This is a genomic window from Streptomyces sp. NPDC049627 (assembly GCF_044465645.1).
In the GTDB taxonomy this organism is placed as follows: Bacteria; Actinomycetota; Actinomycetes; order Streptomycetales; family Streptomycetaceae; genus Streptomyces.
Map to the genome: position 1 here is coordinate 517,583 of NZ_JBITLW010000003.1, position 14,546 is coordinate 532,128.

At 69.7% G+C, this 14,546-nt stretch carries 11 protein-coding genes; all 11 read left to right on the top strand.

What is annotated here, in order from left to right:
* Positions 1-41: 41 nt before the first annotated feature.
* Positions 42-599 (top strand): response regulator, encoded by a 558-nt coding sequence (locus tag ACIBU0_RS11490; protein WP_398815240.1) that lies wholly within the window; start codon positions 42-44, stop codon positions 597-599.
* Between the two features lie 272 nt (positions 600-871).
* Complete coding sequence (nrtL, locus tag ACIBU0_RS11495) at positions 872-1,981, top strand: ArgS-related anticodon-binding protein NrtL (RefSeq protein ID WP_398815243.1); 1,110 nt, start codon at positions 872-874, stop codon at positions 1,979-1,981.
* A gap of 20 nt (positions 1,982-2,001) precedes the next feature.
* Positions 2,002-3,393 carry a diaminopimelate decarboxylase gene (gene lysA, locus ACIBU0_RS11500; RefSeq protein WP_398815246.1) on the top strand — a complete coding sequence of 464 codons (1,392 nt, stop codon included), beginning with the start codon at positions 2,002-2,004 and terminating at the stop codon, positions 3,391-3,393.
* 149 nt (positions 3,394-3,542) lie between these two features.
* A complete protein-coding gene (locus ACIBU0_RS11505) occupies positions 3,543-4,832 on the top strand; it encodes a homoserine dehydrogenase (RefSeq protein ID WP_398815567.1) in 1,290 nt (429 codons plus the stop codon).
* Positions 4,833-4,838: 6 nt separating this feature from the next.
* Entirely contained in the window at positions 4,839-5,897 is a 1,059-nt protein-coding gene (thrC, locus tag ACIBU0_RS11510) for a threonine synthase (protein WP_398815249.1), read from the top strand.
* A 296-nt stretch (positions 5,898-6,193) separates the two neighbouring features.
* Positions 6,194-7,111 carry a homoserine kinase gene (gene thrB / locus ACIBU0_RS11515; RefSeq protein WP_398815252.1) on the top strand — a complete coding sequence of 306 codons (918 nt, stop codon included), beginning with the start codon at positions 6,194-6,196 and terminating at the stop codon, positions 7,109-7,111.
* A 408-nt stretch (positions 7,112-7,519) separates the two neighbouring features.
* Positions 7,520-9,553: a transcription termination factor Rho gene (gene rho / locus ACIBU0_RS11520; RefSeq protein ID WP_398815255.1), complete on the top strand. Its 2,034-nt coding sequence runs from the start codon at positions 7,520-7,522 to the stop codon at positions 9,551-9,553.
* A 165-nt stretch (positions 9,554-9,718) separates the two neighbouring features.
* A complete protein-coding gene (locus ACIBU0_RS11525) occupies positions 9,719-11,506 on the top strand; it encodes a trypsin-like serine protease (protein ID WP_398815258.1) in 1,788 nt (595 codons plus the stop codon).
* A 206-nt stretch (positions 11,507-11,712) separates the two neighbouring features.
* Entirely contained in the window at positions 11,713-12,849 is a 1,137-nt protein-coding gene (locus ACIBU0_RS11530) for an LCP family protein (protein WP_398815261.1), read from the top strand.
* A 196-nt stretch (positions 12,850-13,045) separates the two neighbouring features.
* On the top strand, positions 13,046-13,270 hold the full coding sequence (rpmE, locus tag ACIBU0_RS11535; RefSeq protein WP_062155333.1) for a 50S ribosomal protein L31: 225 nt from the start codon (positions 13,046-13,048) through the stop codon (positions 13,268-13,270).
* Positions 13,271-13,376: 106 nt separating this feature from the next.
* Positions 13,377-14,453 (top strand): peptide chain release factor 1, encoded by a 1,077-nt coding sequence (gene prfA / locus ACIBU0_RS11540; RefSeq protein WP_398815264.1) that lies wholly within the window; start codon positions 13,377-13,379, stop codon positions 14,451-14,453.
* The last annotated feature ends 93 nt before the right edge of the window (positions 14,454-14,546 follow it).

The window sequence follows — 14,546 nt, forward strand, 5'->3', positions numbered from 1 at the left end:
ACCGGGCGTCACCTGGGGCGGCTCGCCCGCAGGGGGTGGAAGTGGGGAAAACCCGGACGCGGTGGCCGGTCCGGACCTACTCTCGAGTTGTGCCAGGCGCGTCGGGCCGGGTGCTTGTTGTGGACGACAACAAGGTCATCCGGCAGCTGATCAGGGTCAATCTCGAGCTCGAGGGGCTTGAGGTGGTGACCGCGGCCGATGGTGCCGAGTGTCTGGATGTCGTTCATCAGGTGCGGCCCGATGTGATCACCCTGGATGTGGTCATGCCCCGGCTGGACGGCCTCCGCACTGCAGCGCGGTTGCGCTCCGACCCCCGTACCCGCGATCTTCCCCTCGCCATCGTCAGCGCCTGTACCCAGTACGAGGTCGACAGCGGCCTCGACGTCGGTGTCGACGCCTTCCTCGCCAAGCCCTTCGAGCCCGCCGAACTCGTCAGCGTCGTACGGCGGTTGATGGACGGGAAGAGGAAGGATGGGGCAGCGGGCAGAGAGCGTGACCGTGGGGGTGGTGGCGGCCGGGGTGCCGACCGGGGCGACGGTGAGGCCGTCCTTGGGAACGTCTTCGGGGCCGAAGAGGCCGCCGGGCATACCGGCGGCTGACGGCTGACGGCTGACGGCTAAGGGCTCAGGGCACTGAGGGCTGACCCTCCGGTGATTCCCGCGGCCCCTGGCAACACCCCCGCTGGCAACACCCCTGGACAGAACCCTGGGCAAGCCCCCGGACAGAACCCTGGGCAACACCCTTGGACAAAACCCCTGGGCAAGCCCCCGGCAAACCTCAGGGCATCACCCCGGGCTGCACGCCGTCCACATCGCGGGACCCCGCCAAACCCATTCGCGTACCCACCCCCTTCCTCCCATACGCTTGTCCCGTGACCCCCGTCGAGCTCTCCCGTACCGTGCTGCGCGCGGTGCGTCGTGCTGTCGACGAGGGGGAGCTGCGCGTCGCCGTGCCGGAGCGTGTCGTCGTCACCGCTCCCGGGCCCGGTGGCTGTGGGGACTACGCCACCAACGTCGCCCTCCAGCTCGCCCGCCCGGCCGGACAGCCGCCGCGTGACGTCGCCGGGATTCTCCAGGCCCATCTGGCCGGCGCCGACGGCGTCGCCGACGTTGTCATTACGGGGCCCGGCTTCCTCAACATCAGTCTCGGTGACACCGCCACCGCCACCCTCGTCGAGGAGATCCTGCGGCGCGGCACCCGGTACGGGCACGCCCACGCACCCTCCGCGGACCTCGTGCCGCTGGTCTGTCCCCGGGAGGTACGGGCCGTCGTCGTGATGGACGCGCTCGCGCGGATCCTCCGGTCGCAGGGCGCCGCCGTCCACACCCGCTGCGAGGCCCCGCTCGCGCCGGAGTGGGTCGACATCCTGGGCCTTCGTGTCGACGCACAGGCTGACCAGGCCGACCAAGCCGACCAGCCCAAGCAGCCCAACCAACCCAAGCAGCCCAACAAGCCCAAGCCGCTCAACCCGAAGCCCCCCCTCCCTCACTACGCCGTCCGGCCGGCCCCCGCCCCCGTCGACCCCCTCCCCCTCGGCCGCGACGCCGCCCGCTGGGCCCTCCTCCACCCCGCCGCCCACGACCGGCCCCGTATCACCGGCGAGCACCTCGTCCAGCGTGAGAGCAACCCTCTCTTCCGGGTCCGTTACGCACACGCCCGCACCCGGGCGCTCAGCCGTAACGCCGCCGACCTGGGCTTCGCCGCGGAAGCCGGGGACGTACGGCACGAAGTCACCGCGCTGCTCGCCGATCATCCCCGCGTCCTGGCCCAAGCGGCAGCCCACCGAGCGCCCGACCGTCTCGCCCGGCACCTCGTCACCGTCGCCGATGCCGTCCTGCCGCTCCTGCCTGCCGTTCTCCCCCGTGGTGCGGAGAAACCCTCGGCCGCCCACCGTGCCCGGCTCGCCCTCGCCGAAGCCGCCGGGACGGTGCTGGCCGGTGGCCTGTCCCTGCTCGGCATCGACGCACCCGACCACCTCTGAGAGAGCCGAAGAGAAGACCGATGAGCCGTTCCGCACACCCCGCCGGGCCCCGTCACGCCGATGTGCTCCCCGAGGGCCACTACTCGGCCCCGCCCGCCGATCTCAACGACCTCGACCCCAAGGTGTGGGCCCAGACCGTCGGCCGGAACGCCGACGGTGTCGTCACCGTCGGCGGGATCGATGTGAAGACGCTCGCCGAGCAGCACGGCACCCCCGCCTACATCCTCGACGAGGCCGACTTCCGCGCGCGGGCGCGTGCCTGGCGCAGTGCGTTCGGGGCCGACGCCGACGTCTTCTACGCGGGCAAGGCGTTCCTGTCCCGTGCCGTCGTGCGGTGGCTGCACGAGGAGGGGCTCAATCTCGATGTGTGCTCCGGTGGCGAGCTCGCCACCGCTCTCTCCGCCGGTATGCCCGCCGACCGCATCGCCTTCCACGGCAACAACAAGTCCGTCGACGAGATCACCCGGGCCGTCGACGCCGGCGTCGGACGGATCGTCCTCGACTCCTTCCAGGAGATCGTGCGGGTCGCTCACATCGCGCAGTCCCTGGGCAAGCGGCAGCGCGTCCAGATCCGGATCACCGTCGGGGTCGAAGCCCACACCCACGAGTTCATCGCCACCGCGCACGAGGACCAGAAGTTCGGCATCCCGCTCGCCGGGGGGCAGGCCGCCGAGGCCGTACGGCGGGCGCTGAAGCTCGACGGGCTGGAGCTCATCGGGATCCACTCCCACATCGGGTCGCAGATCTTCGACATGTCCGGGTTCGAGGTCGCCGCGCACCGGGTCGTCGGGTTGCTCAAGGACATCCGTGACGAGCACGGCGTCGAACTGCCCGAGATCGACCTCGGGGGCGGGCTCGGGATCGCGTACACCAGTGACGACGATCCCCGTGAGCCGCACGAGATCGCCAAGGCGCTCACCGAGATCGTCACCCGTGAGTGCGAGGCCGCCCGGCTGCGGACTCCGCGCATCTCCGTCGAGCCGGGGCGGGCCATCGTCGGGCCGACCGCCTTCACGCTCTACGAGGTCGGCACCATCAAGCCGCTCGACGGACTGCGCACGTACGTCTCCGTCGACGGCGGCATGTCCGACAACATCCGTACGGCGCTCTACGACGCGGAGTACAGCGTCGCCCTCGTGTCCCGGACGAGCGAGGCCGAGCCCATGCTCGCGCGCGTCGTCGGCAAGCACTGCGAGAGCGGGGACATCGTCGTGAAGGACGCGTTCCTTCCCGCCGACCTGGCACCGGGTGACCTCGTCGCCGTACCGGCCACGGGTGCCTACTGCCGGTCCATGGCCAGCAACTACAACCATGTGCTCCGGCCGCCCGTCGTCGCTGTGAACGACGGTGAGGCCCGGGTGATCGTCCGCCGGGAGACGGAGGACGACCTCCTGCGTCTCGACGTCGGCTAGGTCCCCGGCCACGGGGGTGGAAGATCTCCTGTGATCCACCCCCGTACAAATGAAATAGATGTCTCACGATCCGGACGAAGGGCAGAAACTCCCGTCCGGTGAGTGAGACTGGTGCAACCGTAGACGGTATGAGGAAACGAGGTCGGATGATGCGTACGCGTCCGCTGAAGGTGGCGCTGCTGGGCTGTGGGGTTGTCGGCTCAGAGGTGGCGCGCATCATGACGACGCACGCCGACGACCTCGCCGCCCGGATCGGGGCGCCCGTGGAGCTCGCGGGTGTGGCCGTACGGCGGCCCTCCAGGGTCCGTGAGGGCATCGACCCGGCGCTCATCACCACCGACGCCACCGCCCTCGTCAAACGCGGCGACATCGACGTCGTGGTGGAGGTCATCGGCGGCATCGAGCCCGCCCGCACCCTCATCACCACCGCCTTCGAGCACGGCGCGTCGGTCGTGTCGGCCAACAAGGCGCTCCTCGCCCAGGACGGCGCCGCCCTCCACGCGGCTGCGGAAGCGAACGACAAGGACCTCTACTACGAGGCCGCCGTCGCCGGTGCCATCCCGCTGATCCGCCCGCTGCGCGAGTCCCTCGCCGGCGACAAGGTCAACCGGGTGCTCGGCATCGTCAACGGGACGACCAACTTCATCCTCGACAAGATGGACTCGACGGGCGCCGGGTATCAGGAGGCCCTCGACGAGGCCACCGCCCTGGGGTACGCGGAGGCCGACCCGACCGCCGACGTCGAAGGGTTCGACGCCGCCGCCAAGGCCGCCATCCTCGCCGGTATCGCCTTCCACACGCGCGTGCGTCTCGACGACGTCTACCGCGAGGGCATGACCGAGGTGACCGCGGCCGACTTCGCCTCCGCGAAGGAGATGGGCTGCACCATCAAGCTGCTCGCCATCTGCGAGCGGGCCGCGGACGGTGGGTCGGTCACCGCGCGCGTGCATCCCGCCATGATTCCGCTGACCCACCCGCTCGCCTCCGTGCGCGGCGCGTACAACGCCGTGTTCGTCGAGTCCGACGCCTCCGGGCAGCTCATGTTCTACGGCCCCGGCGCGGGCGGTTCCCCGACCGCGTCCGCCGTGCTCGGCGACCTCGTCGCCGTCTGCCGCAACCGGCTCAGCGGGGCAACGGGGCCCGGCGAGTCGGCGTACGCCGCCCTGACCGTCTCGCCGATGGGCGACGTCGTCACGCGCTATCACATCAGCCTCGACGTGGCGGACAAACCGGGCGTTCTCGCCCAGGTCGCGACCGTGTTCGCGGAGCACGGCGTGTCGATCGATACGGTTCGCCAGCAGGGCAAGGACGGCGAGGCCTCCCTCGTCGTCGTCACCCACCGTGCGTCGGACGCGGCCCTCGTCGGGACCGTCGAGGCGCTGCGCAAGCTCGACACCGTGCGGGGTGTCGCCAGCATCATGCGGGTTGAAGGAGAGTAACCAGCAATGACCCACCAGTGGCGCGGAATCATCGAGGAGTACCGGGACCGGCTGCCCGTCTCCGACACCACGCCGGTCGTGACGCTCCGCGAGGGCGGCACGCCCCTCGTGCCCGCGCAGGTGCTCTCCGAGCGCACGGGCTGCGAGGTCCACCTGAAGGTGGAGGGTGCCAACCCCACCGGGTCCTTCAAGGACCGCGGCATGACCATGGCCATCAGCAAGGCCAAGGAGGAGGGGGCGAAGGCGGTCATCTGCGCCTCCACCGGAAACACCTCCGCCTCCGCCGCCGCCTACGCCGTCCGCGCGGGAATGGTTTCGGCCGTTCTCGTGCCGCAGGGCAAGATCGCGCTCGGCAAGATGGGCCAGGCGCTCGTGCACGGCGCGAAGATCCTCCAGGTCGACGGCAACTTCGACGACTGCCTCACGCTCGCCCGTGACCTGAGCGACAACTACCCCGTGGCGCTGGTCAATTCAGTCAATCCGGTGCGTATCGAGGGTCAGAAGACGGCGTCCTTCGAGATCGTGGACATGCTCGGGGACGCCCCCGACATCCACGTCCTGCCGGTGGGCAACGCGGGCAACATCACCGCGTACTGGAAGGGGTACAAGGAGTACGCCGCCGACGGTGTCTCGAAGCAGACGCCGCGCATGTGGGGTTTCCAGGCCTCTGGCTCCGCACCCATCGTGCGCGGCGAGGTCGTCAAGGACCCGTCGACCATCGCCACCGCCATCCGCATCGGCAACCCGGCCTCGTGGCAGTACGCGCTCGCCGCGCGGGACGAGTCCGGCGGGTTCATCGACGAGGTGACGGACCGTGAAATCCTGCGCGCCTACCGGCTGTTGGCCGCGCAGGAGGGCGTCTTCGTGGAGCCCGCCTCCGCCGCGTCCGTGGCCGGTCTGCTGAAGGCCGCCGAGCAGGGCGAGGTCGACCCGGGCCAGCGCATCGTGTGCACCGTCACCGGCAACGGCCTCAAGGACCCCGACTGGGCCGTCGCCGGTGCCCCGCAGCCCGTCACCGTCCCGGTCGACGCGGCGACGGCGGCCGAGCGGCTCGGGCTGGCGTAGACGGGCCCATACCCCGGGGCAGACGACTCGCGTACGCGAGTAAGACGGCGCTTACCTGGGGAACTTCCCTACGGGGGGTGCACAGGGGGCTTACGACACGCATCGTGCGCCTCCTGTGCGCCCTATGTCGCCACAGAACCTACCTTCGATAGGCTGTAGCGAACCCGCCCGCCGCATATGCCTCCGCATGGGGCTCGGTGCCGCGCCGTCTCCGTGGCCCGGAAGCGGCCGCAAGGGTCCTCGTACGTCATCGAATGTCTTCGACAATCACGCAGCTCAAGGAGAGTCATCGAGCGATGGCCGGTCCAGCCTTCCGCGCCGCCGCCGTCCGGGTGCGCGTCCCCGCCACCAGCGCCAACCTCGGCCCGGGCTTCGACGCCCTCGGCCTGTCGCTGGGGCTCTACGACGACGTCGTCGTCCGGGTGGCCGACTCCGGGCTGCACATCGACATCGCGGGTGAAGGCAGCGAGACGCTGCCACGTGACGAAAACCACCTTCTCGTACGCTCCCTGCGCACCGCCTTCGATCTGCTGGGCGGCCAGCCGCGCGGCCTGGAGATCGTCTGCGCCAACCGCATCCCGCACGGCCGGGGTCTCGGCTCCTCGTCGGCCGCCATCTGCGCCGGTATCGTCGCCGCGCGCGCCGTGACCATAGGCGGCGAGGCCAGGCTCGACGACACGGCCCTCCTGGAGCTCGCCACCGAGATCGAGGGCCACCCCGACAATGTGGCGGCCTGTCTGCTCGGCGGTTTCACCCTCTCCTGGATGGAGCGCGGTGCCGCGCGCGCGATCAGGATGGATCCCGCCGATTCCATCGTTCCGGTGGTTTTCGTGCCCGGAAAGCCGGTCCTCACCGAGACCGCGCGCGGCCTGCTCCCGCGCACCGTGCCGCACGTCGACGCCGCCACCAACGCGGGCCGTGCCGCCCTGCTCGTCGAGGCCCTGACCAGGCGCCCCGAGCTGCTGCTGCCGGCCACCGAGGACCGGCTCCACCAGGAGTACCGCGCACCGGCGATGCCCGAGAGCGCCGCACTGGTGGAGCGGCTGCGGGCCGACGGCGTCCCGGCAGTCATCTCCGGCGCGGGCCCCACGGTGCTGGCGCTGGCCGACGGCGACAGCGCCGACAAGGTGGCCCATCTGGCAGGCGAAGGGTGGGCCGCGAACCGGCTCGACCTCGACGCCCAGGGAGCGAGCGTGCTGCCGCTTGCGCCCTGACACACGGTTGCCGGATTTCGAGAGGGGGAATGTTTGTTGGATCCGGTAGTGTTAACCTCAAGTCTGCACCCGACCCCACCATGGCGAGGTGCTTCGTGTCCCCGTCCGGGACAGACATTCTTCCGGGAGCCTCCCAAGCCGCACTGTGTTCCGTACGACGTACGCGGGCAGTACCTCGTACGCGGGCGCTGAGCGACTTGCCGGGCACGCTCCGGAACCGGCGCGACCGAGCCGAGTGACACAGACACTGAGTGCCACAGCTCTGGGAAGCGTCATCACCAGATATTTCCTCCGCCGCTTTGGCGGACCACCGCCCCGGCACGGTCCACACACCAGGGACCGAAGCCGGACAGCACAACCGGTCGCCGAGCCAGACAGGCCGACGTCCGCTCCAGGGAAGGACCCTTCGTGAGCGACACCACCGATCTGATGGGCGCACGTGTCGAGGAGACCGCTGCCGCGCCCGCCACGGACGCCTCCGCGCCTGCCACCGGTGCCGGCTCCCGGCGGCGCCGCGGTACCGGCCTCGAGGGCATGGTGCTGGCCGAGCTGCAGCAGGTCGCCTCGGGCCTCGGAATCAGGGGCACCGCGCGTATGCGCAAGAGCCAGCTGATCGAGGTCATCAAGGAGGCGCAGGCGGGAGGGGGTGCCCCGGCCGCGAAGGCCGACGCCGCCACCGAGACCAAGCCGAAGCGCCGCGCCACCTCCCGCGCCCGTACGGGGGGCGACGAGGCCGCCGCCGACAAGAAGGCGGACAAGGCGGCTGAGGCCCCCGCCGAGAAGGCCGTGGCCCAGCAGCAGATCGAGATTCCCGGCCAGCCGGCCGCCGAGGACGCCCCGGCCGAGCGCCGCCGTCGCCGCGCCACCGCCGAGGCGGGCGCCCCCGCGGCCGCCCCCGAGACGGTCGCCGCCGAGGCCAAGAGCGAGCCGAAGGCCGAGACGCCCGCACAGTCGCAGGCCCAGCAGGGCGACGCCAAGGGCGACGCCGGTGAGGGCGGCGAGGGCCGCCGTCGCGACCGCCGTGAGCGCGGCCGGGACCGCGACCGCGGTGACCGCGGTGACCGTGGTGACCGTGGTGACCGTGGCGACCGCCGCAAGGGCGACGACCAGCAGGGCGGCCGGCAGGACCGCCAGCAGGGCCAGCAGCAGGGCGGCGGCCGTCAGGACCGTCAGCGCGACAACGCCCCGCAGGACGACGACGACTTCGAGGGCGGCCGCCGTGGCCGTCGTGGCCGCTACCGCGACCGCCGGGGCCGTCGTGGCCGCGACGACATCGCCTCCGAGCCGCAGATCGCCGAGGACGACGTCCTGATCCCCGTCGCGGGCATCCTGGACATCCTCGACAACTACGCCTTCATCCGTACCTCGGGCTACCTGCCCGGCCCGAACGACGTGTACGTCTCCCTCGCCCAGGTCCGCAAGAACGGCCTGCGCAAGGGTGACCACATCACCGGTGCGGTCCGTCAGCCCAAGGAAGGCGAGCGGCGCGAGAAGTTCAACGCGCTGGTCCGTCTCGACTCCGTCAACGGCATGGCGCCCGAACACGGCCGTGGCCGCCCGGAGTTCAACAAGCTGACCCCGCTGTACCCGCAGGACCGCCTCCGCCTGGAGACGGACCCGGGCGTGCTGACCACCCGCATCATCGACCTCGTGTCGCCGATCGGTAAGGGCCAGCGCGGTCTGATCGTGGCCCCGCCGAAGACCGGTAAGACCATGATCATGCAGGCGATCGCCAACGCGATCACGCACAACAACCCCGAGTGCCACCTGATGGTCGTCCTCGTCGACGAGCGTCCGGAAGAGGTCACCGACATGCAGCGGTCGGTCAAGGGCGAGGTCATCTCCTCGACCTTCGACCGCCCGGCCGAGGACCACACCACGGTCGCCGAGCTCGCCATCGAGCGTGCCAAGCGTCTGGTGGAGCTGGGTCACGACGTCGTCGTGCTGCTCGACTCGATCACGCGTCTGGGCCGTGCGTACAACCTGGCCGCGCCCGCCTCCGGCCGCATTCTGTCCGGTGGTGTCGACTCGACCGCCCTGTACCCCCCGAAGCGCTTCTTCGGTGCGGCCCGCAACATCGAGGACGGCGGTTCGCTGACCATCCTCGCCACCGCCCTGGTGGACACCGGGTCCCGCATGGACGAGGTGATCTTCGAGGAGTTCAAGGGCACCGGCAACATGGAGCTCAAGCTCGACCGGAAGCTCGCCGACAAGCGCATCTTCCCGGCGGTGGACGTGGACGCGTCCGGTACCCGTAAGGAAGAGATCCTGCTCGGCAACGAGGAGCTGGCCGTCGTCTGGAAGCTGCGCCGGGTGCTGCACGCGCTCGACCAGCAGCAGGCGATCGAGCTGCTGCTCGACAAGATGAAGCAGACCAAGTCGAACGTCGAGTTCCTGATGCAGATTCAGAAGACGACGCCGACGCCCGGTAACGGAGACTGAGCTTCAGCGATCTGAAAAAGGCCGCCCCCCGTCCTGCAGTGACGGGGGGCGGCCTTTTGGCGCTGATAGGGACGGGCGTATGCGTACGCCCCTTCCTACTCTTGTTCCTCTGGGGGGACTTTCTTGACCACCACCCTGTCCGGCAGCGGTCGTCACAGACGCCGGATGCGATTCGGGCTGCCCGTTGCCGCCGCCGGCGTCGCCGCGGCCGTTGCCGCCGCGCTGCTGACCTCGTCCGCGGGGGCCGCCACCGCGCTGCCGAAGCCCACCGTGAAGCCCGCCGCCGGTTCGGCCTCGCTCGCCGAGCTGGAGCGGCGTGTCGCAGGTGCCGTCGAGGGTGACGACACCGCGGGGCAGACGACCCAGAAGTCGTCGTACAGCGCGAGCACCAGCAGTTCCTCCGGGGACCCCACCGTGAGCCCCATGGTCATCGGCGGCACCGAGACCACCATCACCTCGGCGCCCTGGATGGCGCAGCTCTGGTACTACGACGACCAGGGCACCACCGACGAGGCCGACGACATCGGGTTCTTCTGCGGGGGTGCCGTCGTCGCGCCGACGAAGATCCTGACCGCCGCGCACTGCGCCAAGGGCTACGACTGGTACAACTACGGCGCCGTCGTCACCGGCACCGCCCAGCTGCCGACCACCGACGACGCCGGCAACACCGACCTGCACGGCGGCACCGTCACCCTGCCGCTGCGGCAGTGGAACCACCCGTCGTACAACGCGACGACGATCGACAACGACATCGCCGTCATCACGCTGGAGCGCGCGGTCAAGGTGACGCCGATCCGCATGACGACGTCGGGCGACACCGCCTCGTACGCCGCGGGGACGAGCGCCAAGGTCTACGGGTGGGGCCGTACCAGCTCCACCAGTCAGGACATCTCGCAGACGCTGAAGACGGCCACGCTGCCCATCCAGTCCGACACCACCTGCACCGGCTACTACGGCACCGAGTTCATCAAGGGCCACATGGTCTGCGCGGGCAACCCGGCGAGCGGCAGCGACGACGGCACCACCTCCGCCTGCAACGGTGACTCCGGCGGGCCTCTCGTCGTGAACAACCGGATCGTCGGTGTCGTCTCCTGGGGTGTGCAGGACTGCGTCGCCGAGGGTGCCTACAGCGTCTTCTCCAAGGTCAGCACCTACGTCGGCGCCGCCTACCCGCGGGTCGACGACACCAACATCAGCGGTGACCACAAGGCCGACCTGTGGGTGCGCAACGCCTCCACCAAGACCGGCTACTCGAAGGACTCAGGCGGCAGCTCGTTCGCCGCGCGTGTGTCGTGGGGCGACTGGAGCGGCGTCAACCTCGTGCTGCAGACCGATCTCGACCGGGACGGCTACCAGGACCTGCTGTTCCGGCGCAGCTCGGACGGCGACGTCTTCTGGACCCACTACGTCAGGTCCATCGACGACTGGTCCACCAAGCAGATCGCCGACAACTGGGCGAGCCGCACCCGCATCGCCGTCCCCGGTGACGTCACCGGGGACTACCTGCCCGACCTGCTGTCGGTCGACTCCGGCGGCTACCTGTGGATCTACCCGGGCAAGGGCGACGGCACCTTCGGAACGCGCGCGCAGGTCGGCTCCGGCTGGAACCAGTACGACAGCCTGCGCGGCCACGGCGACTTCACCGGTGACGGCAAGACCGACCTGATCGCCCGCGCCAAGAGCAGCGGCTATGTGTACCTGTACAAGGGCACCGGCAAGTCCGGCACGGGCGCCTTCTCGTCGCGGATCAAGGTGCGTACGTGGAGCAGCACGACGTACAACGCCTTCGACGCGGTCGGCGACATCAGCGGTGACGGCAGGGCCGACTTCCTGGCGCGCACGCCCGGCGGCACGCTCTACCTGTACAAGGGCACCGGAAAGGCCACCAGCGAGATCTTTGCCACAAGGATCTCGGTCGGTACGGACTTCAAGCAGTACGACATCTTCGGCTGAAACAGCAGGTGAGACGGGCCCGACCGGATCACCGCCCCCATGCCGTGCCCACCGCTCGCCCAGCGGTGGGCACGGTCCGTTGTGCAACCCTTCTCCGAGTTTCCCCGTCTGACCGGACGGGGTGACGATGGTGCGGTACGGGCCGTATGGCCACGCCTGACCCTGAAAACAGGGGGTAACCGACCGAACGAGAACCGAGGAGCACAGTGTCCGCCGAGAGCACGCCGGAGCCCGGCATACCGGGTGGGACCGGCACCAGCGCCCCGCGCCACCGCGCCAAGGGCCGCCGCCGCAAGCCCCGCGAAAGGCGCAAGGGCCTGCTGATCATGGCCTGGACGGCCGCGGGCATCGTGGTCCTGGGGGGCACCGGAGCCGGCTACCTCTACTTCAAGCTCAACGGCAACATCAAGAGCGTCGACATCGACCAGGCCCTCGGCACCGACCGGCCGGAGAAGGTCGACAACGGCTCCGAGAACATCCTCGTCCTCGGCTCCGACACCCGCTCCGGCAGCAACAAGAAGCTCGGGGGCGGCACCGACGACGGCAGCGCCCGCTCGGACACGGCGATGATCGTGCACGTCTACGAGGGCCACAAGAAGGCCAGCGTGGTCTCCATCCCGCGCGACACCCTCGTGGAACGCCCTCAGTGCACGGACACCGACGGCAAGACGCACGACGCCGCGTCCGGCGTGATGTTCAACGAGTCGTACGGCACGGGCGGCGCCGCCTGCGCGGTGAAGACCGTCGAGTCCATCACCGGCCTCCGCATGGACCACTACCTGGAGGTCGACTTCGCCGGCTTCCAGAAGCTGATCGACGAGCTCGGTGGCGTCGAGGTCACCACCACCAAGGACATCAACGACCCCGACAGCCACCTCAACCTGAAGGCCGGCCCCCACGAACTCACCGGCAAGCAGGCCCTCGGCCTGGTCCGCACCCGCCACGGCGTCGGCGACGGCTCCGACCTGGGCCGCATCCAGCTCCAGCAGGCCTTCATCAAGGCGCTGATCAACCAGGTCAAGGACATCAACCTCTTCGGCAACCCGAAGAAGCTCTACGACCTCGCCAACACCGCGACCAAGGCCGTGACGACCGACTCCGACCTCGGCTCGGTCAACAAGCTCATGTCTTTCGCCAATGGCTTGAAGGGCATCAGCTCGAAGAACATGACCATGGTCACGATGCCGGTCCAGTACGACCCGGCGGACCCCAACCGGGTTCTGGTGGCGGAGGCCAAGGCCAAGATGGTCTGGAAGGCGTTGAAGAACGACAAGCCGATCCCCAGGACGGCCACCGAAGGCACCGCTACCGGGGATGCCAAGGGTGTGGTGAACGCCGCTTAGGGGCGCGGGGCTGTATCGATTTGCGGCTCCGCCGCGTGGGCGAGATCAACCCCCACCGGCCCGCAGGGAATACACAAGGCGTACCCCCGGTTTTGGGGGATGGCCCCAGTCCTGGCAGACTGGTACGTCGGCTCCGGTTCACGCTCCCGCACCCCGCGGCAGCGACCCGGCGCCCTCCCGAAACATAGGAGACACCTTGAAGCGCGACATCCACCCCGAGTACGTCGAGACGCAGGTCAGCTGCACCTGTGGCGCGTCGTTCACCACCCGTAGCACGATCACCAGCGGCACCATCCGTGCCGAGGTCTGCTCCGAGTGCCACCCGTTCTACACGGGCAAGCAGAAGATCCTCGACACCGGTGGCCGTGTGGCCCGCTTCGAGGCCCGCTTCGGCAAGGCTGCTGCCGGCTCCAAGAAGTAGCGAGCTCCAATTCGCCGGTCCACGGTCGCGCCCTCCCACAGGCGTGCCGGGACCGGCGTTTTTGGTCGCCCGCCCCTTCACCCCCGTACGCACACAGGAGCCCAAGATGTTCGAGGCCGTCGAGGAACTCGTCGCCGAGCACGCCGACCTGGAGAAGAAGCTCGCCGACCCGTCGGTCCACTCCGACCAGGCCAACGCGCGCAAGCTGAACAAGCGCTACGCCGAGCTCACCCCGATCGTCGCCACGTACCGCTCCTGGAAGCAGACCGGCGACGACATCGAGACCGCGCGTGAACTCGGCGCCGACGACCCGGAGTTCGCCGCCGAGGTCAAGGAGCTGGAGAAGCACCGCGAGGAGCTCACCGAGAAGCTGCGCATGCTCCTCGTCCCGCGCGACCCCAGCGACGACAAGGACGTCATCCTCGAGATCAAGGCCGGCGCCGGCGGCGACGAGTCGGCGCTCTTCGCCGGCGACCTGCTGCGCATGTACCTGCGCTACGCCGAGCGCGTCGGCTGGAAGACCGAGATCATCGACTCCACCGAGTCCGAGCTCGGCGGCTACAAGGACGTCCAGGTCGCGGTGAAGACCAAGGGCGGCCAGGGGGCGACCGAGCCCGGTCAGGGCGTGTGGGCGCGGCTGAAGTACGAGGGCGGTGTGCACCGCGTGCAGCGCGTGCCCGCGACCGAGTCCCAGGGCCGTATCCACACCTCCGCGGCCGGTGTGCTGGTCACGCCCGAGGCCGAGGAGATCGACGTCGAGATCAACCCGAACGACCTGCGCATCGACGTGTACCGGTCGTCCGGCCCGGGCGGCCAGTCCGTCAACACCACCGACTCCGCCGTGCGCATCACGCACATTCCGACCGGAGTCGTCGCCTCCTGCCAGAACGAGAAGAGCCAGCTGCAGAACAAGGAGCAGGCGATGCGTATCCTGCGCTCCAGGCTGCTCGCGGCGGCGCAGGAGGAGGCGGAGAAGGAGGCCGCGGACGCCCGCCGCAGCCAGGTCCGCACCGTCGACCGCTCCGAGAAGATCCGCACCTACAACTTCCCGGAGAATCGCATCTCGGACCACCGCGTCGGCTTCAAGGCGTACAACCTGGACCAGGTCCTGGACGGCGACCTCGACGCGGTGATCCAGGCCTGCGTCGACGCGGACTCGGCGGCGAAGCTGGCGGCCGCGTAACGACGTAGAAGACGTAAAGGGCGTACGCACGTACGAGTACGACACGGAGGACTTGCGTGCAGCAATCTTTTGGGGGGCGACCCCAAAGCCCCC